23 protein-coding genes and 2 pseudogenes are annotated in these 26,713 nt (G+C 71.8%); 16 read left to right on the forward strand and 9 right to left on the reverse strand.

Going from position 1 to position 26,713, the window contains the following annotated elements:
- Positions 1 to 56: 56 nt before the first annotated feature.
- Positions 57 to 1,286, reverse strand: a complete 1,230-nt coding sequence (locus ACZ4TV_RS16430) for a Dyp-type peroxidase (protein ID WP_468135096.1) — start codon at positions 1,284 to 1,286, stop codon at positions 57 to 59.
- Positions 1,283 to 2,545, reverse strand: coding sequence for a hypothetical protein (locus ACZ4TV_RS16435; RefSeq protein ID WP_468135098.1), 1,263 nt, complete (start codon positions 2,543 to 2,545; stop codon positions 1,283 to 1,285). Before ACZ4TV_RS16435 ends, ACZ4TV_RS16430 begins: the two co-directional genes overlap by 4 nt.
- 220 nt (positions 2,546 to 2,765) lie before the next feature.
- Here ACZ4TV_RS16435 and ACZ4TV_RS16440 point away from each other — a divergent pair.
- The 5 genes and pseudogenes from ACZ4TV_RS16440 to ACZ4TV_RS16460 form a co-directional block, all read left to right on the forward strand.
- Positions 2,766 to 2,936: pseudogene (locus ACZ4TV_RS16440) on the forward strand (pentapeptide repeat-containing protein); the annotation flags it as partial.
- 64 nt (positions 2,937 to 3,000) lie between these two features.
- Complete coding sequence (locus ACZ4TV_RS16445) at positions 3,001 to 3,138, forward strand: hypothetical protein (RefSeq protein ID WP_468135218.1); 138 nt, start codon at positions 3,001 to 3,003, stop codon at positions 3,136 to 3,138.
- Positions 3,139 to 3,565: 427 nt separating this feature from the next.
- Positions 3,566 to 5,440 carry a M20/M25/M40 family metallo-hydrolase gene (locus tag ACZ4TV_RS16450; RefSeq protein ID WP_468135100.1) on the forward strand — a complete coding sequence of 625 codons (1,875 nt, stop codon included), beginning with the start codon at positions 3,566 to 3,568 and terminating at the stop codon, positions 5,438 to 5,440.
- A gap of 78 nt (positions 5,441 to 5,518) precedes the next feature.
- Positions 5,519 to 7,546 (forward strand): M36 family metallopeptidase, encoded by a 2,028-nt coding sequence (locus ACZ4TV_RS16455; RefSeq protein ID WP_468135102.1) that lies wholly within the window; start codon positions 5,519 to 5,521, stop codon positions 7,544 to 7,546.
- Between the two features lie 606 nt (positions 7,547 to 8,152).
- Positions 8,153 to 8,584: a hypothetical protein gene (locus ACZ4TV_RS16460; protein ID WP_468135104.1), complete on the forward strand. Its 432-nt coding sequence runs from the start codon at positions 8,153 to 8,155 to the stop codon at positions 8,582 to 8,584.
- A gap of 694 nt (positions 8,585 to 9,278) precedes the next feature.
- On the opposite strand, the pseudogene ACZ4TV_RS16465 reads toward ACZ4TV_RS16460, so the two are convergent.
- Positions 9,279 to 9,944, reverse strand: a pseudogene (locus ACZ4TV_RS16465) (DUF5753 domain-containing protein); the annotation flags it as partial.
- Between the two features lie 220 nt (positions 9,945 to 10,164).
- Between ACZ4TV_RS16465 and ACZ4TV_RS16470 the strand changes: the two are divergent.
- Together ACZ4TV_RS16470 and ACZ4TV_RS16475 are read left to right on the forward strand one after the other, a co-directional pair.
- Complete coding sequence (locus ACZ4TV_RS16470; protein WP_468135106.1) at positions 10,165 to 10,593, forward strand: hypothetical protein; 429 nt, start codon at positions 10,165 to 10,167, stop codon at positions 10,591 to 10,593.
- Complete coding sequence (locus tag ACZ4TV_RS16475) at positions 10,590 to 13,535, forward strand: hypothetical protein (protein WP_468135108.1); 2,946 nt, start codon at positions 10,590 to 10,592, stop codon at positions 13,533 to 13,535. The genes ACZ4TV_RS16470 and ACZ4TV_RS16475 overlap by 4 nt, the downstream gene beginning before the upstream one ends.
- Positions 13,536 to 13,757: 222 nt before the next feature.
- Here ACZ4TV_RS16475 and ACZ4TV_RS16480 read toward each other — a convergent pair whose 3' ends face one another.
- Entirely contained in the window at positions 13,758 to 14,723 is a 966-nt protein-coding gene (locus tag ACZ4TV_RS16480) for a pirin family protein (protein ID WP_468135110.1), read from the reverse strand.
- A 168-nt stretch (positions 14,724 to 14,891) separates the two neighbouring features.
- On the opposite strand from ACZ4TV_RS16480, the gene ACZ4TV_RS16485 reads away from it, so the two are divergent.
- From ACZ4TV_RS16485 to ACZ4TV_RS16520, 8 genes are all read left to right on the forward strand, one after another.
- Positions 14,892 to 15,266: a tetratricopeptide repeat protein gene (locus tag ACZ4TV_RS16485; protein ID WP_468135212.1), complete on the forward strand. Its 375-nt coding sequence runs from the start codon at positions 14,892 to 14,894 to the stop codon at positions 15,264 to 15,266.
- A gap of 61 nt (positions 15,267 to 15,327) precedes the next feature.
- Positions 15,328 to 16,530, forward strand: coding sequence for a methyltransferase (locus ACZ4TV_RS16490; protein WP_468135112.1), 1,203 nt, complete (start codon positions 15,328 to 15,330; stop codon positions 16,528 to 16,530).
- A 47-nt stretch (positions 16,531 to 16,577) separates the two neighbouring features.
- Complete coding sequence (locus tag ACZ4TV_RS16495) at positions 16,578 to 17,339, forward strand: MerR family transcriptional regulator (RefSeq protein WP_468135114.1); 762 nt, start codon at positions 16,578 to 16,580, stop codon at positions 17,337 to 17,339.
- A 109-nt stretch (positions 17,340 to 17,448) separates the two neighbouring features.
- A complete protein-coding gene (locus ACZ4TV_RS16500; protein WP_468135116.1) occupies positions 17,449 to 18,078 on the forward strand; it encodes a DUF6230 family protein in 630 nt (209 codons plus the stop codon).
- On the forward strand, positions 18,069 to 18,497 hold the full coding sequence (locus ACZ4TV_RS16505; RefSeq protein WP_468135118.1) for a DUF6114 domain-containing protein: 429 nt from the start codon (positions 18,069 to 18,071) through the stop codon (positions 18,495 to 18,497). Before ACZ4TV_RS16500 ends, ACZ4TV_RS16505 begins: the two co-directional genes overlap by 10 nt.
- A complete protein-coding gene (locus ACZ4TV_RS16510; protein WP_468135120.1) occupies positions 18,494 to 19,144 on the forward strand; it encodes a hypothetical protein in 651 nt (216 codons plus the stop codon). The genes ACZ4TV_RS16505 and ACZ4TV_RS16510 overlap by 4 nt, the downstream gene beginning before the upstream one ends.
- Before the next feature lie 156 nt (positions 19,145 to 19,300).
- Positions 19,301 to 19,612: a DUF2087 domain-containing protein gene (locus tag ACZ4TV_RS16515; RefSeq protein WP_468135122.1), complete on the forward strand. Its 312-nt coding sequence runs from the start codon at positions 19,301 to 19,303 to the stop codon at positions 19,610 to 19,612.
- Positions 19,613 to 19,666: 54 nt separating this feature from the next.
- Entirely contained in the window at positions 19,667 to 19,867 is a 201-nt protein-coding gene (locus ACZ4TV_RS16520) for a DUF5988 family protein (RefSeq protein ID WP_468135124.1), read from the forward strand.
- A gap of 12 nt (positions 19,868 to 19,879) precedes the next feature.
- On the opposite strand, the gene ACZ4TV_RS16525 is transcribed toward ACZ4TV_RS16520, so the two are convergent.
- The 5 genes from ACZ4TV_RS16525 to ACZ4TV_RS16545 all read right to left on the reverse strand — a co-directional run bounded on the left by ACZ4TV_RS16525 (position 19,880) and on the right by ACZ4TV_RS16545 (position 25,867).
- Entirely contained in the window at positions 19,880 to 21,307 is a 1,428-nt protein-coding gene (locus ACZ4TV_RS16525) for a dihydrolipoyl dehydrogenase family protein (RefSeq protein WP_468135126.1), read from the reverse strand.
- Positions 21,308 to 21,348: 41 nt separating this feature from the next.
- Positions 21,349 to 21,756, reverse strand: coding sequence for a thioredoxin family protein (locus ACZ4TV_RS16530; protein WP_468135128.1), 408 nt, complete (start codon positions 21,754 to 21,756; stop codon positions 21,349 to 21,351).
- A gap of 71 nt (positions 21,757 to 21,827) precedes the next feature.
- Positions 21,828 to 23,267 carry an aldehyde dehydrogenase family protein gene (locus ACZ4TV_RS16535; RefSeq protein ID WP_468135130.1) on the reverse strand — a complete coding sequence of 480 codons (1,440 nt, stop codon included), beginning with the start codon at positions 23,265 to 23,267 and terminating at the stop codon, positions 21,828 to 21,830.
- A gap of 163 nt (positions 23,268 to 23,430) precedes the next feature.
- A complete protein-coding gene (locus ACZ4TV_RS16540; RefSeq protein WP_468135132.1) occupies positions 23,431 to 24,630 on the reverse strand; it encodes a thiolase family protein in 1,200 nt (399 codons plus the stop codon).
- A gap of 172 nt (positions 24,631 to 24,802) precedes the next feature.
- A complete protein-coding gene (locus ACZ4TV_RS16545; protein ID WP_468135134.1) occupies positions 24,803 to 25,867 on the reverse strand; it encodes a LacI family DNA-binding transcriptional regulator in 1,065 nt (354 codons plus the stop codon).
- Between the two features lie 283 nt (positions 25,868 to 26,150).
- Between ACZ4TV_RS16545 and ACZ4TV_RS16550 the strand changes: the two genes are divergently transcribed.
- On the forward strand, positions 26,151 to 26,678 hold the full coding sequence (locus ACZ4TV_RS16550) for a DUF3887 domain-containing protein (RefSeq protein WP_468135136.1): 528 nt from the start codon (positions 26,151 to 26,153) through the stop codon (positions 26,676 to 26,678).
- Positions 26,679 to 26,713: the final 35 nt, after the last annotated feature.

The raw sequence follows: 26,713 nt of genomic DNA on the forward strand, positions 1-26,713 counted from the left end.
CCCTTAACCAACGTGCCACCGTGCGTCTCCGTTTCCATCCGGGAGAGGGGGTGTGTTCACCCGTAGACCTCGGCTCCCGGATAGGGAGCGGCGTCCCGCACCGGCGGGACGAGGTAGGTGCCGCCGGCCCGTACGGTCAGCAGCCGGCCTGCCGGACCGTCCCCGTCGGGCTGCCCGCCGAAGTTGACGCCGCCCAGCCAGCCGCGCTGGGTGAGGACGCGCAGCACCCGGTCGGGGCCGTCCTGGAAGCTGATGAAGTTCAGGCCGACGCGGAAGCCGGGCGCGGCCGCGACGGCTTCGAAGAACTCGTAGCCCTGGCGGAACATCCGCAGTGAGCCAGCCAGGTCGGGGGCGGAGTCGCCGCTCAGGTTGGCCCGGCGGACGTGGGCTGCGAGCAGCACGGGGTCGTCGGTGGGGCCCGGCTCGATGAAGTCCTCGTTGCCGGGCTGAGTGACCTCGGTGGTCCCGGCCACCGGGCAGCCGGGGGCCGGTACGGGCAGCCCCTCGGGATCCGTGCCGGTGAGCGGGGCGCCGGTGAGCTTGTCCCGGCCGACCAGCAACTCCTGTTGGGCGCACGACAGATGGTGCCATTGGTCGAGATCGACGGCGAGCCTGAGGAAGACGAGGTAGGTGCCGCCGACGGTCCAGGTATCGGAGCCGGCCTCGGCGTCGCCGATGGAGATGACCCCTTCCCGGTCACTGCTCTCCAGGTTGGACACGCCGTCGTGGAAGCCGATCCAGCTGCGCAGATCGTCGCGCTGGAAGCCGGTATGGATGCCCGCGATCTCCAGCGGCGCCATCCGGGTGCGGCTGTCCCTTCTGCCGCCGAGCAGCTTCCACAGTTCCACGACCGCACGGGACACCGCGAGCTGAGTCCCGGCGGTGAACTGGAGGCAGAACTCCTCGGTGGCGTCGTTGTGGACGATGTCCGAGGCGTACGGAAGGCCCGAGCCGACGAGTACGGGGCCGCCGCCGGTGGGCAGCGGGGAGCGGAAGCGAAAGCGCGGGCCGAGCGCGGCGGGGCAGGTGACGCGGGCGCCGGGGACGTCGAAGGCCTTGGGTCCGAAGCCGAGGAGGAACTCCAGGTCACCGGTCGGGACCGGGTGGCCGGGCAGCTCGCCGACGCGCCCTTCGGCGAGGTCGCGCAGCATCCCGGTCACTTCGCGCAGCGCGCCGTCCACGGCGGCGGAGTCCGCCGCGGGGTCGGCGCGCAGGAACACCAGAGCGAGGTGCCCGGGCGGGCGGCGGCCGGGGCCGTGGTAGAGCCCGTCCTGGAGGGTGCTCATCGGCGGCCGCGCGGGCCGGCGGGCGGGGCGGGCTGCCCGGCCGCGGCCTCGAACGCCTCCTTCAGCGGCCGTACGACGCCGCTGCACACGCCCGCGTCGCGGCAGCGGATAGGGCCGGGCGGATCGGGCAGGACCACGAAGTCGGCCGGCGGGACGTCCTTGGGTGCGCCGAGCGCGGCGAGCGGGCCCACCTGGACGTGGCGTACGACCTGGTAGCCGCCGGTGAGCGGGTCTTCGGACTCGCCCTCGACCACGGTGATGTCGTCGAGGAAGTGCGGGTCCGCGTCTCCGGGGCCGAACTCCAGCCGCTGGTGGAGCCCTTGGCGGCCGCGGCTGAGCCGGATCCACGGATCGGGGACCGGCCCGCCCTCGAACTGGAAGACCTCGGAGGTGAACGCGTGGATGTACATGCCGATGGGGTCGGCGAAGGACACGGTCCGCCCGTCGAAGGCGGCGCCCGCCGCGGTCATCGCGGCGGCCGGGTCGGCGTTGCGGCAGGCCAGTGCGGCGAGAGGGGGGTCCTGGCGGAAAATCTGGTCGCGTCCGGCCGCTTCCAGCGCGCCGGTGGCGGTGCGGCGCGCATAGGGCTTGGCGCCGAACATCACGATGTAGAGGAGGTCGTCGAGCCCGTTGATGGGGTGGGCCATGAAGAGGGCGTTGACGGCGTTGAGGGAACCCACGGGATCGGCCGGGACATCAGCTTCCCGGAGGTCGGGGTGCAGTCCGTGGCCGGTCATCTGGCGGGCGAACGCCACCCGGCGCTGTGTGGGGCTGAGCAGCTTCGGGTTGGCGACCGCGGGACCGTAGAGCTCCTCCCAACGGGGAGGTTCACCGCCGAGCGTGTCGGTGAGGATGCCGCGCAGCAGGTCCGGGTCGTCCTCGGCGAGCACCTGGTAATACTCGGGCAGTTCGGTGGTGACCTGGACCCTCTTGGGGCGCAGGTTGCCCTGCCGGTCGGGAGCAGTGACCACCGCGTACTCGCAGTACTCGTTGTGGAGCGCGCGCCGTCCGCGGACGCCCCAGTCGCAGAGCTTGCGGGCGGTCGTCTCGTCGAAGCAGAACTCCGGCTCCGCCGGGTTCCCGAACCAGGTGACGGCCACCCGCTGGGCGTCCGGATCGCCGGGTTCGAGCGTGAAGTACGGGCTTCCGTAGAGGGGTTCGAGACGTTTGAACTCGTCCTCGACCACCTGGTTCCAGCGGTCGAGGACGCCGGGAGTCAACTCGTCGGCGAATCCGGGGGCGGAGAACGATGAGGGCATGTCGGCACCTCCCGGCGGGTCGCGAACCCGCAGGCGACGTAGGGCACGAACGAATCGTCACGCACCGTATCGAACAAAATGCGCCACGTCACCATCGGCGCGCCCGGGATCGCCTGCCGCACGTCCGGGCACACCTCCGCCCGCTCCTCCTCCCGAACCGGCGGATGCGCCTGTGCTGGGGCCGGCGGCCCGAGGCCTCGCTCCATCGGCATAGCGTGGATTGAGCCGGTCCAGTGACAGGGAGCGACGGCCATGGGCAACCCGTCGGGGCCGACTTCTGCCGTGCCCACTCCAGGGCGCCGACCTCACCGGGGCCGACGCGCGCGGCGCCAGCTTCCGCGGCGCCCTCGTCCTGGGCGCAGAGCTGCTGGACACCGACCTGCGCGGGGCGGACCTCAGCGGGGCGGTGCTCCAGGAGAACTCCTTCAAGGTGACGAGGGACGACAGCACCCTTGGTGGCGGGGCTGACCGGGACCGTGTTCGGGCAGGCGGAACACGTCGCGGAGGACGGCTCCCGGGCGACCCTCGCCGGGCACGAGCTGGAGGACTGGATCCGGGCGCGCGGGGGCGACATAGAGGTACTGCGGCCGTGACTCAGCGCAGGAACACGGGCAGGGAACACGGGCCGCAGCGGCGGGGGTTGCGCCACCCCTGCGGGGCGTCGTCAGGTGCGGCCAGGTGCAAGGCCGGCTCGTCGGGGAGATCGAGGCACCACCCTCGATGCACAGCACCTCAAGGCGGGTTGAACCGGTCTGATTCTCGTAGTGCGGGAGCACGGCAGCGGACGGACCATGAAGGGGGGTCCTCAGAGCAGCGTGCACGGGTGCGGGCCACCGCGCAGGGCCGACGGTCGCAGGGCTTCCCTCACACCCGGCGTCCCATGTGTGCCGTTCAACTGTGCGCCGTTCAACCATCGGAGGCGCCGAGATGACCGTGCTCTTCTTCGACATCGGGGCGACGTTGGCGGATGCCCGTCTTGAGGCCGACGGATCCTTCCGGTTGCGTCCTCTCCCCCGTGTTTTGCGGGTTCTCGATGCTTTCGCAGGGGAACGCAAGGGCATCATCTCCAACCCGGGCACCGGCCAGGATGCGGTCGCACGGGCCACGGAAGCACTCCACGAGGCATTTCCCGACCGGTTCACGGACGACCGCCTCATCCACTTCGGCCCCAAGACGAGCCGCGCGATCTTCGACAACGCGGTCGCGAGCACGGGCGGCGCGGCCGGCGACTGCGTCTTCGTGGGTGAGGACCACGAGGAGCGCGCGTTCGCCCGCACGGCGGGCATGCGCGTCGCGGCCCACCCCGTGTTCACCCGGGCCGCCATCGAGAACCGCCCCGTCTTCTGGACGAGGATCGACCTGCCGGAGGGCCGGAGCCTGGCCGGGCTGGAGGCGGTGGCGAACGGCGCCGAGGTCGTTCCCGTGCATGTCGCCTCCCCTCGGCTCGTGCTCGCCATGGCGACCGCACTCGGCGTTGAAGCGCTCCAACAGGGCGGGTTCACGACCGACGTACGGGGGCAGGTGGAGGACACGGCGGCATTCCTGATCAGGGACGACCGCCCGGTCTCGGTGCCCGAGGCCTTCGCGGGCGCCTCGGAGGAGTCCAGGACGGTGACCGAAGGGGCGATGCGCGCCGCGGCCGCGTTCGGCTTCGCCTCCGGCGAGCTGATCGGGTACCTGCGGCCGATCGCCTCGCTCGGGCCGGCGCCCGGCGGTGTCTACGTCGCGGCGCCCGCCGGTGTCCCGATCGAAGACGTGCACACGCCGGGAGCCAAGCCCGGACACACCGAGCGCCTTCTCCCGGACCCGGCACTCCTGTCGCGCCCCGGTGAGTCGCAGGCCGAGGGTTACACCGAGGGCTTCGCCGAGGCCCTGCCCGACGGGTTCGAAGGGGTGGGCAACGGCCTCCCTTCCCCCGAGACGATCGCGGCCGTACGCGCGGCCGTGACGCCCGAGGCGCTGCGCGCCCACGTGGCGCGCATCTCCGGCGTCGAACCGCTGGTCCCGGGCCAGCCGCTGAGGATCCGCAGCCGTGACGCGGCGAGTGCCGACAACGGGCTCGTCGTGGACGCGCTGGTCCGGCACTTCCAGGACCTGGGACTGGTGGTCCGACGGCATGCGTTCAGGTGGCGGGGACGCCAACTGTTCAATGTCGAAGCGGAGCATCGCGTCGAGGGAGCCGACTCCGCCGTTCTCATCACGGCACATCTGGATTCGACGGCGCAGAGCGGTCACTTCGTCGACGCGAATGGCGAGCCCCGCCCCTACGACCCCGCGGTGGACCCGGCGCCCGGTGCGGACGACGACGGGAGCGGCACCGCGGCGGTCATGGCCGCGGCCGAATGTCTGCACGCGCTCGTCGCGGACGGCAGAGCGCCGACGCGTCATGTGCGCTTCGTCCTCTTCAACGCCGAGGAGCAGGCGCTCGTCGGCAGCAAGCGCTACGCGCGCGCCGCCGCCGCGGCGGACGACCGCATCGCGGGCGTCTTCCAGATGGACATGATCGCCGGATTGCAGAACGGCAGCACGCCCACGGTGGAGATCCATGCCGGGTCCAAGGTACCCGGTCCGGTCGTGGCCGCCTCCGAAGCGCTCGGCGGCCTGGTCGCGCGGACCATCCCGGCCCTCGCCTCCGGCTTCGCGATCCAGCAGCTCACCGGGCCCGGGGACCCCGCCGTGGGGCGGAGCGACCACGCGAGCTTCCACGAGCGGGGATGGGCGGCCATCGCCGTATCCGAGGACCTCTTCGGTCCCGACGGCGGACAAAACGGGACCGGAACCCGGCAGTACCACACGCCGGGCGACACCCTCCTCGATGAGGACCATGACACGCAGTACGCGGCCACGATCGCCCGCTCCGTCACCGCGACCGCCCTGACCTTCGCGGGACTGTAGCCGCCACCACCGGTCTCCGCCCCGCCCCCTCAGCACAAGGACCGAACCCACTGCGAGGACCCACCACAAGGACACACCATGACCGACCTCATCGATCGGCGGGATCTGGCCTACGACCGGTTCGACACGATCCCCGGCGCCGACGCGTTCCTCGAAGACACCGACCGCGTGGCGGCCGGGGTGCAGCACGGCCTCACGGCCGAAGCCGGAAAGGTGAATCGTTTCACCGGCCATCTGACCGAGCTGAGGGTGGACCACTCCCCCGGCTTCACCGAAGAGTCCCTGACGGAGACCACCGACGCGGACTACATCGCCCGAGCCAGGGCCTACGTCCCGTCCGTCGCGGAGGCGATGGGGTTCGCGGCCGACGAGCCCCCCGAGTTCGTGGCGGATCCGACGGTGAGCACCACGAGCCAGGGCACGCGCGTCGTCAGTCTGCAGCAGGTCCACAACGGCATCGAAGTGCGGGGAATGGCGCCGAAGGTGTGGATGCGCGAGGACGGCACGGTGGAGCGGGTCGTTGGTGACACGGTGAGCGTTCCGTCGAACGTCGCGTCCATGCCGGCCGTGGCGGCCGAGGTGGCACTGGCGGTTGCGGCGGCGAAGGCCGCCGAACCGACGACGCTCCAGAGCCCCTTCGGCGACGACGAGCTGCCGGCCCTGGACGTCTCGGGCGGCTTTGAGCGTCTGGCGTACCAGGCACGCAACGACCAGCCGATGACCTTCGCCCAAGGTCCGTTCGACGAAGCCGTTCCCGCCCGGCTGGTGTACCTCTACATGGGCGGTGACATCCGCCTGACGTGGTCGTTCAGGTTCTCCCGCGCCAACCTGGCCGTTCGGTACGAGGCACTGGTGGAGGCCGACGACCGGACGGAGGATGTCACCGCGCCCCGGATCCTGCTGCTCCAGGACCTCGCCAGCCATGTGGTCGAGGGGTTCGTCTTCCGGCGGAATCCGGCGGAGAGCAGCTTCGACAAGGTTCCTTTCCCGCTCCCTCTCAGCGAGTACCCGACCGAGCTGCCCGCCGTTCCGATCCCGGGGTTCCCCAGCGCGTGGGCCACGTCCCAGAACGGACAGGTGGCGACCGTCGGCAACAACGTGCGGGCCATCGACGCGGTGACACGGAAAACCGTCCAAATCGACACGGATCCGGACGGCAACGGGGTGTTCACCACCGAACCGGACTCGCCGCAGCAGCTCGTCACCAACATGTTCTTCCTCTGCAACTACATGCACGACTTCTTCATGATGCTCGACTTCACCGAGAAGCACGGCAATTTCCAGACGGCGAACGTGACGGGGCTCGGCAGGGGCGCCGACCCCGTCCTCGCCATCGCCCACCCGGAACCGATCAATGGCACGGCCACCATGGACACCTCGGCCGACGGCACGACGGCGGTGATGAGGATGGGCCTGGTCCGCGCCAGTGGGAGACACACCGCCAACGACGCGGACGTCGTCTTCCACGAGTACGTCCACGGGGTGACGAACCGGCTCGTCGGAGGCCTGCTCGACGCGGAGGGCCTTGAAGAGTTCCAGTCCGTTTCGATGGGCGAGGGCTGGTCGGACTTCTTCGCACTCACCACGCGCAACTTCTTCCAGGAGCAGGAGCGCGTCGTCATCGCCACCTGGTCGCTCGACAACACGCGGGGATTCCGCCAGCGGCCCTACGACTCGCAGTATCCGGGCGGCTTCGGGGACATCGGCAAGGGCCCCGGACAGCTCCCGGGCGGCCTGAACTACAGAAGGGTCCACAACGTCGGCGAGATCTGGTGCGCGGCCCTCATGGAAACGACCCGCAAGGTCGTCGGCGCGCTGGGCAGCAAGGAGCGGGGCTACCGCGTGATGTGGCAGGCGGTCGTCGACGGGCTGAAGCTCACGCCGAAGAACCCGAGCTTCCTCACCGCCCGCGACGCGGTCCTGCGCGCCTTGAAGGACCTGGAGGGAAGCCGGCTGACCGAAGCCGAGTACACGGCGGTCCGGAAGGCTGCCTGGGGATCCTTCGCGAAGTTCGGCATGGGCTTCGACGCGTTCTGCCCGAACGCCTCCCTCCTCGCCACCTGCCAGGCCGGCACCCAGCTGCCCCCGGCCGGCCACGAGGACTGACGGGCGGCCGCGGGCCGGGTAACGCCTCCCACGTGCGCAGGCGCCGTCCTCTCCGGCTCGCTCCAGGGGTCTGCCAGGGCCGGGTGGATCGAGGCAAGCAGCGCGAGATCGCGACTGCTCCAGCACCCAGTTCCAGCCCGTTCTGGAGAAGATCCGCGTGCCGCGGCCCGGGCCGGGCAGGCCCCGCAAGAAGCCGGACAGCCTCGCGGCGACAAGGCACACAGCAACGGGCCATGCCGCGAGTACCTGCGGCGCCGCGGCATCCGGCACACGATCCCGGAGAAGACCGACAGTCAGGCCGCCCACCTGCGCAAAGGCTTACGCGGCGGGCGGCCACCCGGCTTCGACGAGGACCGGTACAAGAAACGCAACACCGTCGAACGGGCCATCAACCGGCTCAAGCAGCACCGAGCCGTCGCCACCCGCTACGACAAACGCCGTTACGTCTACCTCGGCACCGCGACCGCCGCAGCCCTCACCGTCTGGCTCCGAACGTGGCCGCCCGGGCAAGTCCTTGGCGGCGGACTCCGCGTACGGAAGGAGCCCCGACGAGCTCCGGGCCCAAACCGGTTGCTCTCGGTGCCCGGCACGGTGTGACATGTGGGCATGAGCAGAATGGCGCAGGTCATCGTGTTGGCGCGATACGAGGACGAGGTGATGGAGCCGCTGACGCGGCCGGACGAGGCCCGCACCTGGCAGGGCTGCTTTGTGCAGATCCCCTGGTTCGTAGGGGGCTGGCACATCGAGTTCGAGCGGTGGAACGGGCGTCGCGGCGTGCTCAAGGACCTGGAGTCCCTGCCGTGGAACGAGCCCGCCTGCGTGCAGGTCATGCTGCACGACGAGGACGACGACCTGTTCGGTCTGTGGATGTTCCGCGACGGAGCCCTCGTCGAGGTGGGCATCCCCGGCACCCAGCGGGTCCACATCGCAGCCCGGCCACGGGACGCGGACCCCGGCTTCCTGGTCCGGACCGGCCTGGGCAGGGGAGAGGACCGGCACTCGCCGGAGCACGCACAAGACCCGCGGTCGTGCTGGTGACCGGTCCAGACCGGGCCGGACAGGTACTGAAGTCGGCGTTGCCGGTCCTGCCCGGGGCCGGACCGGTTTCATCTGGCTCCGAACATGATCGGCCGGACAAGTCCTAGACGAGTAAGTCCACGTCGGCTACAACTCCTCGTCCTGCGTGAAGGGCTACGTGGACCCCTTCCTGATCGACGGGAAGCTTCCGTCCGGGACGCGGTCCTGCCCCGCCGAGGAGTGACCTGGCGGGGCCGGGCCGCCCTTTGGGCGAGGAACGTGTCCCCGCCCAGCCGCGCCGCCCACGATAAGGAACAGTCATCGTGCGCGTGTCCTTCCGTGGATCAGGTGTCGTTGTCCGAGGCTTCCTCGGCACGGGTGCGGGCCGCGGTGATCCGGCGGACGCCGACCACCAAACCGCTGTCCCGCGTCTGCGTGTTCTAGTTCCGGGCTCGGAGGGCGAGGCTGGGGTCGGGCTGCCGAAAACGTCGCCCGAGGGGTGTAGTCCGGCTGATCCTGGAGCTGGCGGGCGCGGGCGAGGCTCGGGCATGGCGTGCTCCTGACCGGTGGAGGACAGCGGACCGCAGCGCGAAGGACTGCGGTCCGCTGCTTCGGGGGAGCCGCCCGGAGGTCTGTGACCACCCCGAGCGGCGTGTCCTCACCGTATGGAGACGGGGGATCCGCACTCAACGAAGTTGCGCCTAATTGCGGATTCTCATCCGAGGAAGTCGATCGCGGCCGTGATCAGTTCGCGGGCGTTGTCGCCATAGACCGCCATGTCTGCCAGGCTGGCGAACGCCTGTGCACAGTCCGCGAGTTCTCGGGGCTGGGTGATGTTGACCTCGGCGGTCAGGGTCTCAACGGCGGCCTGGCGGTCGTCGAAGAGGTAGAACGCCTCCAACGGCCAGATAGTTCGCTGCCCGCTGGCCGGGATGATCCCGAGGGAGACCGAGGCGAGCGGCTGCATGTTGAGGAGGTGCCGGAGCTGGGCGGTCATCGTGTCGACGTCGCCGATCCGCGCGCGTAGGACCCACTCCTCCATGAGCACAACGAAGCGGTGGCCGCCCTCGTATAGGAACCGGCTGCGGACGACGCGGGCGGCCACGGCCAAGGTCACGTCGTCAGGAGTGCCCTGGAAGCTGGTGATGTTGCGCATGAGCGCCGCAGCGTACGCGGGGGTCTGAAGGTAGCCGGGGACCACGTTGAAGACATAGGTACGGCAGATCCGGGCTTGCCGATGCCGGTCCGACCAGTCTTCGTGGGCTTTGCGCATACCGTTGCGGTGGAGGCGCCGCCACTCCTGGTACATCGAATCGACAGCGCGGGCGGTGGCGATCAGGTCGGCCGCCTGGTCGTTGGAGTCGGCGGCCGCGCACCACGCAAAGCGGTGGGCTTACCCCGCACCGGATGGCTTCCGGTGCTGGGCCCCGCGCTGTGTGGGACGAGAGTGCCGGCCTCTGGCGCGCCTGAGAATCCCGTGGACGACAGGCAGGCATCTCCCCGCCACTCCATCGGGGGATTCGAGGGGAGAACACACCGGATCGTCACTAGTCTGAATCGGACAACTTCAGCGAGTGACGGGGTTTCTGATGTCGGATCCGATGACTGTCCTGGCCATGACCGGGGCGACCACCCTCGTGGCGGCGATGGCCACCAACGTCTGGGAAGGCACGCGGGACCGGGTCGTGGAACTCTTCCGGCGCCGGGACGCGGATCGAGCGGCGGCTCTGCGGGCCCAGTTGGACGGCGACGCCGACCTCGTCCTCGAAGAGGGGGAGGACACCGACGGCGTCCGCGACGACCTGGTACGTCCCTGGGCCCGACGGATCGCCGCGCTGCTGCGCGAGCACCCCGAGGCGGCCGACGACCTGCGGGCCATGGTCGAGGAGGCCGCCCTTCCCCCCGCCGCGCAGAGATGGTCGCAGCACATCACCGCACACGCGGGCGGCGCGGCCTTCGGAGCACAGGGGCCCGGCAGCAGCGTTCACGTGCACCATCACCGGCCGGCGTCCGGCGACGCCCCCGCATGAGCGGTCAGGACCACTCCCCCGCACGCCAACACGTCAGCGCGAAGGGCGGGTTCGCCTACGCGGTGATCGGGGGTGACATCCACGTCTACGTGGACGGGTTACCGGTCTACGTACTGGAGAACTGGCGCCCCGCCCCGGACGCGGATCCGGAGTGGCTGCGGGAGCTGCCCAGCCGCATGCTGAGCGCACGCCACGAGATCGTGCCGTTCACCGGCCGTGCCGAGGAGCTCGCCGATCTGCATGCCTGGCGCTCCTCGAGGCGCCGCCTGGCCGTTCGGTGGCTTCAAGGGCCCGGCGGCCAGGGCAAGAGCCGTCTCGCGGCGGCCCTCGCCCGGGAAGCCGTCGCGGACGGCTGGAAGGTGGTCAGGGCCGTCCACGGCCCGGGCAACGTGTTGGCGCCGGCCGCCGACGAGAGCGTGGATCTGCGGACCGACGACGCGGCCGGGCTCCTCCTCGTCGTCGACTACGCCGACCACTGGCCCCTGCCGCATCTGACCTGGCTCCTGAGCAACCGGCTCCTCCACCAGAAGCACCTGCTGACCCGCGTGCTGCTGCTGGCCCGCGGTTCCGACATGTGGCCGGCCGTGCAGGCCACCCTCAGCGACGTCCAGGCCGCCACCTCCACCCAGATCCTCGAGCCGCTGCCGGGCGGGGAGGACGGGCCGCGTGCCGAGATGTTCCGTGTCGCCCGGGACACCTTCGCCACCTGCCGCAACCTGGCGTCCGCCGCGGAGGTTCGGCCGCCGATGTCCCTGGACGGGGGCGACTTCGGGCTGACGCTCAGCATTCACATGGCCGCCCTGGTGGCCGTCGACGCCCATGTGAGCGGCGAGCGGCCACCCACCGACGCCGCCTTCCTGGTCACGTACCTCCTCAACCGGGAAAGGTCCCACTGGGCCCGGCTCCACACCCAGGACGCGGGGCGCCGCCCCGCCGCGGTCGGGCGGACCTGGGGCACGCCGCCCGAGATGATGAACCGGACGGTGTTCGCGGCCGCTCTCACGGGGCCGGTCGCCCGGCGGGCCGGCCTCGGCGTCGTCGCGCGTGTGGCAGCGAACCCTCCGGTCCTGAACCACCCTGCCGTGCGGACCCTCAGGGACCACACGACCTGCTACCCGCCCCCCGAACCCGACCGGTCGACCGTGCTCGAACCCCTGCTGCCCGACCGGCTCGCCGAGGACTTCCTCGCCCTCACCCTCCCTGGGCACAGCGCCGAAACCGCCTATGCCTCGGCTCCATGGGCTCCGCAGGCCCTCCGCACGCTGCTGCCGCGCGGCGCGGACCGGACGGCGGCCCCCTGGGCACCGCGCGCGCTCACCTTCCTGGCCGCATCCGCCGCGCGCTGGCCGCATGTGCGCCGCCACCATCTGTACCCGCTGTTGCGACGGGCCCCTTGGCTCGCCGTCGCGGCCGGCGGCCCGGCGCTCGGCACGCTGCTGGCCCTCGACGACATCGACCCCGGGCTCCTGGAGGCCGTCGAGGCAGAGCTGTCCACCCATGAGAGCGCCGAGTTCGACCCGCACCGCACCGTCCTCGTCGAACGACTCGCCCCCCACTGGCTGGCCGGCTCCGACGACCCGGCCAGGCACGCCGAGGTGCACACCACCCTCGCCTTCGCCCTGACGGGCTCCGGTCGGCTCCTGGAGGCGCACGCCGCCACCGTACGAGCCGTCGAGCTGTACGAAGTCGTGGCGGCACGGGACCCGGCGGCGCACACGGCAGGTCTGGCGATGGCACTGGGCAACCTCTGTGCGAGCTTGAACCAGCTCGACCGCCTGCTGGAGGCCGTCGAGGCGGGCGGCAGAGCGGTCGACGTCCGGCGCCGTCTGGCGTCGGCCGACCCGGGCACCCACCGTGCCTCGCTGGCCACGGCCCTGACCAACTACGCGTCAGTGCTTCGACAGAGCGGGCGGGACATCGAAGCGCTGCGTGCGCACATCGAATCGATGGAACTGGTCACCCGACTGGTCGAGGAGCGTCCCGGCGCGTACGAGCACACGCTGGGTCTCCAGTTCCTCGACCTGGGTGTCACCCTGCTGGCCGCGCTACGGGAGCCTGCCGCGCTCGCCGCGACGCACGCCGCGGTCCTCCTCCTGGAGCGCGAGACCGGCAGCGGTTCGCCGGTCCGCGAAGGACCACTGTCGACGGCCCTGACCAATCTGGCACGTCTCCTGCTTACCCAGAGCCAGGCCCTTCGGGCCGGGACCGATTGGCGTGAGCGGGCCCTGGAGGCGAGTGCCCGCGCGGTGGAGATCAACCGTCGGCGGGTGAAGGCGAACCCGTTCGCGTTGGCGGAGGATCTCGCACAGTCCCTCCGGATCCACGCCAAGGCCCTCGCGGCGGCCGGCCGTCCCGCGGCCGCGCGAACGGCGCTCGACGAGGCCGACCTGCACTCCTTCGGTACGCGTCCCGGAAGCCGTCCCGTCCACGTTCCTCACGTGCCGTACGACCGTCAGGAGGCTTCCGACGTCGTGGACTCCGTGGAACTCGCGGTGTTCCGGTACATGGCCCGCGAGGACATGGCGAGGTACGGCAAGCATCTCCTGCCCCGCCTGTACAGGGTCCTCCCGCGTGGTGGCGAACCCGCGGACATCCCCCTCCTGGAGGAGATCGCCGACGTACAGCAGGGTGTGGCCCTGCACGATACCGATCCGTCGTCGCATGCCGGCAACACGTCCCTGCTCGCGTCCACCCTCCTGTCGATCAGCGACGAACTGTGGAGGGCGGGGCGCCGGCCGGAGGCCCTCGAAGCGATGGAGCGGGCGGTGGAGGCCCACCGCCGACTCGCAGCGATGAACCCGGGCAGGTACCGCAAGGGGCTCGTCGGGATGCTGAGGATGCTGGCGGCCCGCCAGAAGACGGCGGGCCGAGACCGCGACGCGCGTGCGAGCCGTCGCGAAGCCCGCCGCCACCGATGGCCCCTCCCTGGCCGCGCCGGCTGACCGGCGTCCCCCGGCGACACGGAGAAGGTGATGCAGCGTCAGAAAAGTCAGTATTGGGTCAGCATTCGTAGACACACACCCGCCCACGGACGCCCACAGAGGGGGAAGGCCCCGCACCATCGAAGGGCAAGCGCGGGACGCGATCGAAGGCGCCGAGGCTTCAGCAACCGGAAGACGTACCCCCCGCGTCCCGCGGGACCACCTGTCTCCAGTTACCGCAGGTCAGCGCACCCGGCCGCGCGGTTTGAGGTGGGTCTGGGGCAGGTCAGGAGCCGGAAGTGGAGGGCCGTCATAGCCCTTTACTTCGCCGAATCTGGTCCCATCCATCCAGTCCTGGCGGGCCTGCGCGATATCCTCATGGGAGCGGCCGATCCAGTTCCAGAACATCACGATCTCCTCCTCGAACGGCTCGCCGCCCAGCAGCATCAGGCCCGCGTCCGAGACCGCCCGCAGGGGGAGTTCCGTGCGGCCGCAGCCGAGGTAGAGCATCGAGCCGGGGAGGATCGGGACGCCGTCGACTTCCGCCTCGCCCGACATCGACAGGACCGCGTACTCGAAGTCCGCGTCGAGCGGGAGCCGGGTCTCGGTGCCCGCCGCGAGGGCCAGGTCCGCGCCCACGATCGGGCTGTACGCCGTACCGGGCGAGGTCGCCGTGTCCAGGGTGCCCAGGATGACCGTCGCCGTCAGGCCCGGGGCCGTCACCCGCGGCAGCTCGGCGTGGTGCTGGAAGTGCGGTTCCACGTCACGGTGGGCGTCCGGCAGCGCCACCCACAGCTGGGCGCCGTGCAGGAAGCGGGCGTGCGGGCGCGGGCTCTCCTCCGAGTGGCTGATGCCGCGGCCCGAGGTCATCAGTCCCAGCTCGCGCGGGCGTACCGTCGCCAGGCTCCCCACGCTGTCGCGGTGCAGTACCTCGCCCTCGTGGAGCCAGCTCACCGTCTGGAGCCCGGAGTGCGGATGCGGCGCGACCTGCATGCCGGGCTCGTCGGCGATGTCGTCCGGGCCGTAGTGGTCCACGAAGCACCAGGCGCCCACCATGCGGCGGCCCAGGTTCGGCAGGAGTCGACGGACCTCGGTGGACTCTCCGAGCTTGACCTTGCGCGGGCTGAGGAGCTCGCGCACCGGTTCGGCCACGACGAAACCGCGTCCGCCACAGACGGAGAGCGCGGGCTGGCGATCGAGATTGCTCATACGGACAACTTAGTCGTGAGGGGGTGTGAGGGGGTGGCTCCGCCCCGGAATGTTCCGGCGGGCGGGTGCGTTCGAGGCAGGGGACAGGGGACACAGCACGACGGAGACGGAAGGGACGCGATGAACGCCGCGACGAATGACGGGATGAACGCCGCGACGGACGCCGCGATGAACGTCGCGACGGACACCGCGACCAATGCGCCGACGGCGTACCTCCAGCACGGGACGGCAGCGGAGCGCTGGGCGCGCGCCCTGCTCTTCTTCGACGCGAAGGAGTACGCGACGGCCGCCCGCGTCCTGGACGCACTGGCGGCCGAAGCCCCCGAGCAGCTGGCGCCCCGGCTGCTGCTGGCCCGCGCCTACTACCACTCCGCCCAGCTCTCCCGCGCCGAGCACGAGCTGCGCGCCATCCTGGAGCGCTGGCCGGTGGAGGACTACGCGCAGCTGATGCTCGGTCGCACCCTGGAGCGTCTGGGCCGGGCCACCGAGGCCCGCCCGTACCTGCGGGTGGCCGCCGCGATGGCGGGCGAGTTCTCGGAGTAGCGGACCGCCCGGCCCCGCGCATGCGGGGTCGGGCGGCCTCCTCGGATAGCCTGGGTCCCATATGAACCGCCTGACCACACCTTTCGGCTCCTACGAGCTCACCCGCTTCCCCGAGGACCCGCGCGACCGGCTCCAGGCCTGGGACGCCGCCGACGAGTACCTGCTGCGCCACCTCGACTCCGGTACCGGCGAACGCGGGCCGGTGGATCTGGCCGCCGCCGGACAGATCACCGTGCTCGGGGACCGCTGGGGGACGCTGACGACGGCGCTCGCCGCGTACCACCCGACGCAGATCACCGACTCCGCCCTCACCCGTTCGGCCACCGCCGCGAACCTCGACCGGGCCGGGATCGGGACGTCCAAGTCGACGGTGACCCTGCTGACCACGCAGGACCCGCCGCCCGGGCGGATCGACGTACTGCTGGTGCGCGTGCCCAAGAGCCTGGCGCTGCTGGAGGACCAGCTGTACCGGCTGGCCCCGCACGTGCACGCGGGCACCGTCGTGGTCGGCGCCGGCATGGTCAAGGAGATCCACACCTCCACGCTGCGGCTCTTCGAGAAGATTCTCGGCCCCACGAGGACCTCGCTGGCGGAGAAGAAGGCCCGGCTGATCTTCTGCACGCCGGGCACCCCGGGCGCGACCCGTCCCACGACCCCCGGGCCGTGGCCGCTGACGTACACGGTGGACGAGGACGCCGGGTCGGGCTCCGGCCTCACCGTCGTCAACCACGCCGGGATCTTCTGCGCCGACCGGCTCGACGTCGGCACCCGCTTCTTCCTGCAGAACCTGCCGACCAACACCGACGGTGCCCGCGTCGTGGACCTGGGCTGCGGGAACGGCGTCGTCGGCACGGCGGTCCAGGTCCACGACCCGGATGCCGAGGTGGTCTTCACCGACGAGTCCTACCAGGCGGTCGCGTCGGCGCGGGCCACGTACCGGGCGAACGTCCGCGAGGGCCGGCGGACCGCCGAGTTCTTCGTCGGGGACGGGGTGGCGATGCTGCCCCCCGCGTCCGTGGACCTGGTGCTGAGCAACCCGCCCTTCCACTCCCACCAGGCCACGACGGACGCGACGGCGCTGCGGATGTTCGCGCAGTCGCGCAAGGTGCTGCGGCCCGGTGGCGAGCTGTGGATCGTCGCCAACCGGCACATGGGCTACCACACCCATCTGCGCCGGCTCTTCGGCAACAGCGAAGTCGTCGCGAGCGAGCCGAAGTTCGTGGTCCTGCGGGCGGTCAAGCAGGATCGTCCGCGCTCCATGTGACCTCGACCGACCCATGTGACCAGCCAGTACGTCCTACACTCGGCCGCGTGAGCAGCCGGGTGGGGGACGAGAGCGGTGGCGGGCGCTACCGCCGGGAGGACGTGGCCCGGGCGGCCGGCGTCAAGGTGCGCAACCTGCGCTACTACCAGGAGCGCGGGCTGCTGCCGCCGCCGCGCCGGGAGGGCCGGATCGCCTGGTACTCCGACGACCACCTGACCCGGCTGCGCCTGATCAGCGATCTGCTGGGCCGCGGCTACACGGTCAACGGGATCGCCGAGCTGCTGCACGCGTGGGAGGAGGGTGGCGGCCTGTCCCGACTGCTGGGCCTGGAGCGGGAGATGACCCGCGACTGGGTGCAGGAGGAGCCGGTCACGATGACCCGGGCCGAGCTGCGGGAGCTGTTCGGCCCCACGGCGAGCGCCGAGGACACCCGGCGGGCGGCGGAGCTGGGCTACGTGACGGTCGACGGGGACCTGATCACGTACCCGAGCCGCCGACTGCTGGACGCGACGCTGACGCTGGTGCGGCAGGGGGTGCCGCTCGCGGAGATCCTGGACGCCGGGGAGTTCCTCCAGGCGCAGGCGGCCGCGCTCGCGGACCGGTTCGTCGGGCTGTTCCGGCGGCATGTGATCGGTACGCAGGGGACGCAGGGGCTGGAGCGGCTTTCGGCCACGCAGCTCCAGCACATCACCGCGGCGGTGACGGCACTGCGGCCGGTGGCCGGGGAGGTGGTGGCCACGGAGTTCGCCCGGGCGATGGCCCGGCGGGTGGACGCGGAGGTCGCCGAACTGCTGCGTACGGAGCAGTAGGAGTCGGCTCAAAGGCTGCGCTCGCACAACCTTGCCAACCTCCATTGGCACTCTTACATTCAACTCGTCGGTAACAACGGTGCACAGCCGAAATACAAGGGACGACCCCATGACGGATTCCCCTCACTTATCCGACGCTCCCCACGGCTCCGGCCGCATTCGCTGGCGGCGGTTCGCCGTCCTGACCATCCCTGCCGTCGCCGTGACCGCCGGCCTCGGCATCGCCCTCGCCCAGGGCGTGCTGGCCGCCTCGTTCGCCGTGTCGGGACAGCAGTTCAAGGTGTCGGCGAGCAGCCTGGAGGGCGAGGGCTTCGTCCAGTACGGCAGCGTCGACGTCAACGCCCGCGAGGAGCTCATCCCGGTGGCGGTCACCGCCATCAAGGAGGCCCGGCTCCACAACCTCTGCCAGTCCGTGGTCACCTCGCTCCCGGTGGTCGGTGACATCTCGCTCAACCTCACCGCCGGCCGGAAGGCTCCGGTGGAGGCGAGCAACCTGTTCGTCGACGCGACCCAGCTCTCCGGCGACGCCGTCTTCAGCAACATCGAGATCGGCCGCGACGCCTCCACCCTGGACAAGGGGCCGGCCGACGCGCAGGGGATGCAGGACCTCTTCGCCCAGCAGGCGGACACGGTCCGCATCACCGATCTCCAGCAGACGGCGTGGGCGACCAACGCCGGCACCTTCAAGCTCTCCGGGCTCAGCATGAACGTCAGCAAGGGCAAGAAGGAATGCTTCTGACCCGCTGGCGGCGGTGGCGGCACGGCAGACCCTTCTGGGGCGGTCTGTTCACCGTCCTGGCCGGGGCGTGGATCTGCCTCCTGCCGCTGGCACCGCTGAAGATCATGCTCCAGCAGGGGGTGGCGGGGATCCCGTCCGTCCTGATGGGTCTCGTGATGATCGTGCTCGGCCTCACCGCCTGGTTCTCTCCCCCACAGCGCAACCTCGCAGGGGTCCTCACCACCCTGATCGCCACCGCCGCGCTGGTCCTGTCGAATCTGGGCGGCTTCCTGATCGGCACCATGCTCGGCATCCTCGGCGGCGGCCTGATGTTCGCCTGGCAGCCGTACGCCGCGCAGCGCGCCGGGGACGCGGAGTCCGCCGCGACCGCGTCCCCTCCCCCCACCCCGCACCACGATCCCCAAGGAGCACAGCCATGAGCCGCACGCGCACCGCGCTCGCCCTCGGGACGGCCGCTGCCGGAGCCCTCGCGCTCGCCTCGGTCACCGCTTCCGCCGCGCCCTTACCCGCGGCCGGGTCGACCACCGTCACCCCGGCCGGGCACGCCTTCAAGGCCACCCTCAGCGGGAAGGCCACCCTCAAGGCCGGTTCGGTGACGGTGACTTGTACGGTCTCCGTCGCCACCGGCACGGTGCCGGCCGCCCCCGGCAACAGCAACCCGGCCGGGCCGGTGTCGTCGCCCATCTCGGCGCCGACGTACAGCTCGTGCACCTCCAGCATGCCGGGCGTGACCCCCACGGTCACCACCAGCGGTGCCTGGTCGGTGTCGATGCAGAACGGCTCCCCGATCACCGCCACCATGACCGTGCCCGTCGGCGGGCTGGTGGTCAAGACGACCGGACTCGCCTCCTGTACCGTCACCGCGGCGCCCACCGCCGCGGCGAACGTCGGCGGGACCTGGGTCAACGGCGCCCCGTCGAGCCTGACTTTCACCAACGCCTCCGTACCGGTCAAGGTCACCGGCGGGTTCGGCTGCCCGACGAGCGCGACCTCGTCCACCTTCAACGCCGTCTACCACGTCGCCGACACCACCGACCCGGCGCAGCAGATCAGCGTCGGCCCCTGACTCCACCCGTACGAGCGCCAAGGCCCGCCCGGCCCCGGAGCACCCCGGGGCCGGGCGGTCGTGTGAGAGCTGGTCGGCCGGCACGCCGCAGGAGGCGTTGTCGAAGAGCCGGAAATTCCGTTGCCCGTCGCGAGCGGACACGCCAAGCTCGCCGACATGTCCGAGAGCACCGATCACCAACAGCCCTCCGCCGCCCCGCCCCAGACGCGACGGGACGTCCAGGACCTCTTCTCCGGCGGCCGGCTCATCGCCATTCCGCGCAAGGCCGCCCGGCGCGAGCAGCTGCTCGTCCACCTCACCGAGACGCTCTTCACCGTGGACCGGGAGTACACGGAACCCGAGGTGAACGACGCCCTGCGCACCGTGCACGAGGACTGCTCGGCGCTGCGGCGCTATCTGATCACCTCGGGCCTGTTGACACGGACCCGTGACGGCCGCAGCTACCGGCGGTCCACGACCACCCGGTAGCGGGCCGCGGTCCCTCGTGATGCGAGCGGAGCCGGGGATGGGAACACTGTGGGCATGGCGAACAAGGCAGTGCTGGAGGGTGGCCCGGACGATCTGCCGGAGCGGATCGTCGCGGTCACCACTCCGGGAGAAGACCTGAAGATTCCGCACCGCGGCGGGTACGAGCACTTCAAGACCACGTCGCGGCACCAGGACAGCCCGGAAGGACGGCTCCCGGTCTACGAGTGGTGGGAGCGCACGGAAATCGCGGAGTGAGGGGTCTCCTCCTCACCCCCGGTAGGTTTCCAGCAGCCGCAGCCAGATCTCGCTGATGGTCGGGAAGGCCGGCACCGCGTGCCACAGCCGCTCGATCGGGACCTCCCCCGCGACCGCGATGGTGGCCGCGTGGAGCAGCTCGGCGGCGCCCGGGCCGACGAAGGTGGCCCCGAGCAGGACCTCACGATCGAGGTCGACGATCATCCGGGCCCGGCCGCGGTATCCGTCGGCGTACAGCCCCGCGCCGGAGACCTTGGACAGGTCGTGGTCGACCGCGCGGACCCGGTGGCCTGCCCGTTCGGCCTCGGCCAGGGTGAGCCCCACGGCGGCGGCCTCCGGGTCGGTGAAGACCGCCTGCGGGAGCGCGCGGGTATCGGCGGTCGGCGTGTGCGCGCCCCAGGGGCCGGTGTCCAGCGGGGTGCCGGCCGCGCGGGCGGCGATCGCGGCGCCCGCGATCCGGGCCTGGTACTTGCCCTGGTGGGTGAGGAGCGCGCGGTGGTTGACGTCTCCGACGGCGTACAGCCAGTCGTGGCCGGGCACCCGGCAGGTGTCGTCGACCCCGATCCACTCCCCGGCCGGCAGGCCGACGGTGTCCAGCCCGATGTCCTCGGTCCGTGGCGAGCGGCCCGTCGCCATCAGCAGTTCGTCGCCCTCCAGGGACTCCCCGCCCTCCAGCACCACCCGAACGGGGCCGGTGGAGCCGTCCCGTACGACCGCCTCGACGGCCACACCCGTACGGACCACCGCCCCGGCCTCGCGCAGCGCGTCGGCGACCAGCTCTCCCGCGAAGGGCTCCATCCGCGGCAGCAGCCGTGAGCCGCGTACGAGGACGGTGACCTGCGATCCGAGGCCCTGCCAGGCGGTGGCCATCTCGGCGGCCACCACCGAGCCGCCCACGATCAGCAGCCGGCCGGGGGCCTCCTTCGCGGCGGTCGCCTCGCGGCTGGTCCAGGGGCGGGCCCCGGCGATCCCCGGCAGCTCGGGGATCACCGCCCGGCTGCCGGTGGCGACGACCACCGCGTGCCGGGCCGACAGGACGTGGTGCTCGCCCTCGGGGCTGGTGACGGAGACCTTGCGGACCCCGTAGAGCCGGCCGTGGCCCCGGTACACATGGGCTCCGATCGAGTCGAGCCAGTCGATCTGGCCCTGGTCCTTCCAGTCACTGGTCCAGTAGTCGCGGTGCGCGAACACCGCCGCCGTGTCCAGCGGCCCCTGGGCGGCCCCCGCCAGCCCCGGCACCCGGCGGGCATCGGCCCGGGCCAGCACCGGACGCAGCAGCGCCTTGCTCGGGATGCAGGCCCAGTACGAGCACTCGCCGCCCACCAGTTCGCTCTCGACGAGCGCCGTGCTCAGCCCGGCGGCGCGGGTCCGGTCGACGATGTTCTCGCCGGCCGGCCCCCCACCGAGCACCACGACGTCGTACTCCACGGCTTCAGTCATACGGGCCAGTGTCACCGCTGGTCCGTGGCCGCGTCACGCACTCAGGCCTCCGGCGTGCCGGGTCCCTCCGTACCGGTGCCCTGCGCGCCCTGCTGCGAGGCGGCGATCTTGGCTCGCACCTCGTCCATGTCGAGCGCGCGGGCCTGCCCGATGAGGTCCGTCAGCGCCGCCTCCGGCAGTGCGCCGGGCTGGGCGAAGATGGCCACCTGGTCCCGGACGATCATCAGGGTCGGGATCGAGGTGATCTGGAAGGCGCTGGCCAGCTCCTGCTGCGCCTCGGTGTCCACCTTGGCGAAGAGCAGGTCGGGATGGGTCTGCGAGGCCCTCTCGTAGACCGGAGCGAACTGCAGGCACGGTCGGCACCAGCCCGCCCAGAAGTCGATCAGGACGAACGGGTTCTCGCTGACCGTCTGGTCGAAGTTGTCCTTGGTGAGCTCGACTGTAGCCACGGTTTCCAGACCTCCTGATTGAGCCGTCTGCTCCTTGAACGAGCGACCTGCCCCCAGCATTCCGCCAGTCCCTAGAAAGGGTGGCCCGCGGGGACGGCGCGGGCGGTGGTCCAGCGCAGTTCCGTGAAGGCGTCCAGGTTCGCCTCGCCGCCGAAGCGGGCGCCGGTTCCCGAGGCGCCGACTCCGCCGAACGGGGCCACGGCCTCGTCGTTGACGGTCTGGTCGTTGATGTGCGCGATCCCGGTCGGGATCCGAGCGGCCAGGTCCAGCCCGCGCGCCGCGTCCCGGGTCACGATCCCGAGGGAGAGGCCGTAGGGGCCCGCCGAAGCCAGCGCCACGGCCTCCTCCTCCGTCGCGAAGGACCGTACGGGCGCGACCGGCCCGAAGACCTCCTCGGCATAGGCGGGGGTGTCGTCGGTGACGCCCGCGAGCACGGTCGGCCGGTAGAAGAGGTCCCGGTGCGTGCCGCCGGCGACGAGCTTGGCCCCTCGTCCGGTGCTGGCCTCGACCAGGGCGTCCACGCGCTCCAGCTGGGCCCGGTCGATCAGCGGGCCCAGGTGGACCTGCTCGCGGTACGGGTCCCCCACGGCCAGCTCCTCGGCCCGCTCGGCGAGCCGCTCGACGTACTCGTCGTAGAGCGAGGCGTGTACGAGGTGACGGCCGGCCGTCATGCAGATCTGGCCCTGGTGGAAGAAGGAGCCCCAGGAGGCCTGGGCGACGGCGGCCTCGATGTCGGCGTCCCGGAGCACGACGAGGGCGGAGTTGCCACCCAACTCCAGGTGGGCGCGCTTGAGGTGACGGCCCGCCAGCTCTCCGACGGATCGGCCGGCAACGGTGGATCCGGTGAAGGACACCACCCGGACCCGCGGGTCGGCGACCACGGCCGCGCCCGTCTCGGCGCCGCCCGGCAGGACGCGCAGCAGTCCGTCCGGCAGTCCGGCGGCGGCGAGGACCGCGGCGGGGGCGAGGCCGCCGCAGACGGCGGTACGCCGGTCCGGCTTGAGCAGCACCGCGTTGCCGAGCGCCAGCGCCGGGGCGACCGAGCGGATCGCCAGGATCAGCGGGGCGTTGAAGGGGGTCACGACCCCGACCACTCCGGCCGGGACCCGGCGGGTGAAGGACAGCCGGGGCACCTCGCTCGGCAGCACCTGCCCGGCCGGTCGCGAGGCCAGCGCGGCGGCCTCGTAGCACTCCTGCGCGGCGACGTGCAGCTCGAAGTCGGCTTTGCCGGGTATCGAGCCGGACTCGCGGACCAGCCATTCCCGCAGCTCGTCGGCGTGGGCGGTGAACAGGTCCCCGGCGCGGCGCAGCACGGCCGCCCGCTCCAGGTGGGTCGCGCGCGCCCAGTCGGGCTGCGCCGCCCGGGCCCGTACGGCGGCCTCCGCGACATCGGCGGGCGCGGCGAGGTCGAGCGTGGCGAGGGCACGGCCGGTGGCGGGTTCGACGACCGGGGCGGCGCCGCCGGTGAGGGTGGGTCCGTCCTGCCAGAGCGTCGGGTCGAGGAGCGGCATGGCGCGGGGCCTCCGGGTGGGGATGGGCGGGGCGGGGGGCGGCAGCACGCGCCATCGTGCCAGACCGGAGGCTCCACTTCTGTTCAGTTATTGGGCAGTTGACAGGGGCCGATGACCGGAAACGATCGACGGCCCCAGCTCCGTCGGTACGTCGTCGGTGGGTTCAGCGCTCCAGAACGAGTGCGATGCCCTGTCCGACGCCGATGCACAGCGCCGCCATGCCGGTTCCGGAGCCGGCCGCCGCCAGCTGGTGCGCGACCGAGCCGGCCAGCCGGGCGCCCGAGGCACCGAGCGGGTGGCCGATCGCGATGGCGCCGCCGCGCGGGTTGACCACGGCCGGGTCGAGCTCCGGCCAGGCCGCGAGGCAGCCCAACGCCTGTGCGGCGAATGCCTCGTTGAGTTCGAAGGCGGTGAGGTCGTCGAGGCTGCGGCCGGCCTTGGCGAGCGCCCGCTGGACGGCGTCCACCGGACCCAGGCCGAAGAGCTGGGGCTCGATTCCGGTGACGGCCGAGGCGCTGATCCGGGCGAGCGGCTCCCGGCCGGTGGCCGCCAGCCCCGCCTCGTCGGTCAGCAGCAGGGCCGCGGCGCCGTCGTTGAGCGGGGAGGCGTTGCCCGCCGTGACGGTACCGGTGCCGTCCGCCCGGAAGGCGGGCTTCAGCCGGGCCAGCGCCTCGGGGGTGGAACCCTCCCGGATGCACTCGTCGCGGCCCAGGTCCACGCCGGGGTACGGGACGACCTCGTTGTCGTACAGACCGGCGGACCAGGCGGCCGCGGCCTTGCGGTGGCTCTCCAGGGCGAAGGCGTCCTGGGCCTCGCGCGTGATGCCGTGCTTGTCCGCGACGAGTTCGGCGCCCTCGCCGAGCGAGCCGGTCCACTCCTCGGGCATGCGCGGGTTGGTCATCCGCCAGCCGAGGGTGGTGGACCACATCTGCTGGTGCCCGGCGGGGAAGGCACGCTCGGGCTTCTGCACCACCCAGGGTGCGCGGCTCATCGACTCGACCCCGCCCGCGATGGCCACCGAGGCGTCACCGAGGGCGATGGCGCGGGCGGCCTGGATCACGGCTTCGAGGCCGGACCCGCAGAGCCGGTTGACGGTGACGCCGGGCACGCTCACGGGCAGCCCCGCCAGCAGCACGGCCATGCGGGCCACGTCCCGGTTGTCCTCCCCCGCGCCGTTGGCGTCGCCGAAGACGACGTCGTCGATACGGGCCGGATCGAGGTCGGGAGTACGGTCCACCAGCGCGCGCACCACGTGCGCGGCCAGGTCGTCCGGCCGGACCCCGGCCAAAGCGCCGCCGAACTTGCCGATCGGGGTGCGGACGGCGTCGACGACGTAGACGTCGCGGACGGTGCGGATGCTCATGGGGTCTCTCCTGGGCGGATCCGTACGGGCGGTGGCGCGGATCGGTGCCGGTGTGGGCCTCCGGCGCGCCGCCGGGCACGCCCGGTGGGGCGCGCCCGCAGTCTCCTTCCGCACGTCACCGCCTGTCAACGGTCCCCCCGGCCCTCTTGGACGCCAAGGGCCCCGGGCACCGTCAGGTCGACTCCCGGTGGATGGCCGTGGCCGCCATCAGGTCGTGCCGCTCGGTGACCTTCGACGGCTCGCGCACCGCGTGGTCCACCAGCGACGCCAGGTGGTCACCGGTCGGCATCTCGATCTGCACCGTGCTCAGCCGGGGCCGTAGCAGCCGCCCGATGAGCAGGTCGTCGGCGCCGATGACGGCGACGTCCTCGGGGATCCGCAGCCCCTCGTCCTGGAAGGCCCGCATCAGCAGCATCGCGTACTCGTCGTTGTACGCGAACGCCGCGTCCAGCCGGAGCCCGCGCCAGCGGGCCGCGAGCGCCGCGGCCGACTCCTCCGAGTAGGCCAGCGGGACGGCCTCGACCTCCGCGCCCGCCACCGAGCGGGCACCCGCCAGCCGGGGCCCGGAGAACAGCTCCAGGCCCTCCTCCTGCGGGACGACCACGCCGATCCGCCGCCGGCCCCGCTCGACCAGATGGGCGGCGGCCCGGGCGCCGACCTCCTGCTGGTCCATGACCAGCGCGTGTGCCCCGGGCACGCCGACCGGCCCCATCGTGATCACCGCGCGGGCCCCGGCCCGCTTGAGGGTGGCGACGTTGTGCGCGGTGAGGGTGATCTCGCCGAGGGATATCACCGCCACCGGACGCAGTTCCGCCCACGCCCGCACGGCCTCGTCGCCGCTGAGGCCGAGGCTCCCGTACTGGACCACGGTGTAGTCGAGGCGGCGCAGCGCCCACTGGAGCTCGTTCAGGAAGGTGCTGTAGAGCGGCCCGATCGGCGCGTTCGGGGTGGGCAGCAGCACGATGCGGGTGTGCCCGGCGCGCAGGCTGCGGGCGGCCGCGTGCGGCACGTACCCGAGCTCCTCGGCGGCTTCGCGGACCTTGCGGCGGGTCGGCTCGCTGATGCGCACGGCTTCCGCGTTGTTCAGCACGTACGAGACCGTCGCGCGCGAGACGCCCGCGAGCCGGGCCACGTCGGCGCTGGTCGGAACGGGCGGTGGGGGCGTGGACGATCCGGAGGCCGGCGTCTGCGGCTTGGGGGGCTTGTGCGGCTTCGGCGATTTCGATGACTGAGACATTGCCGTCGCCCTGTCCTCGTTCCTACCACCGGTACGAATCTCAGACATCGCGCCTGCACTGCCCCCGTCCGTACCTCACCGCGCAGGCGTGTGACCAGCAGCGGAGCCGCAAATGATGACCTTCCGGCTCAACCCTACCCGCAGGCCGCGGTGCCGGGCCCGTCGCTTCCCAGCCCATCTGAGCTGCCCGCGTGGCGCGGTTCGGACCGGATTTCGCCCCTCGGCATCCCCTCCGAAGAGGCCATGGCTGCCCCGCAGGCGAAGGGCGAGCGGGTGGCGCACGATGAACGTATCCGGACCCGCCCCGCTCAAGAAAGCCGTGGTCCTGATGCCCGACAAAGACTCGACGCTCCACAGCAAGCGGCTCCTGGTCCAGGCCGGAGCCACGGTCACGCTGGCCGCCTGCGCGCTGCTGCCGGTCAACGGTTTCGCGCTGGCCGCGACGCAAGGCCACGCCGCCACGACGGTCGCGGCGGCATCCCCGGCCCAGACCACATACGACCGGATCGCCACCCGGACGCTCAACGACATCGTGAACGGCGACTACACCGCGGCCACGGCCCGCTTCGACGCGACGCTGCGCAAGGTGCTGACTCCGGACGCCCTCGCGGAGGCCTGGGAGACCTACCAGGACGAGTTCGGACGCTATCAGTCGCACGGGGATCCCCAGGACGTCGCCCTCGGCGAGTTCACCGTGGTCAACGTGCCGCTGCGCATGGAACACCGGCCCGGCGAGTTCCGCGTGACCTTCCACAAGGACGGAAGCATCGCTGGTCTGTTGTTCCTCAGGACAGGAGTGCCGATCGCGTAGATCGACACAGGGCCCGCGCGCCAGGCGCACCCTCT

This window comes from Streptomyces sp. NPDC028910, assembly GCF_055564955.1.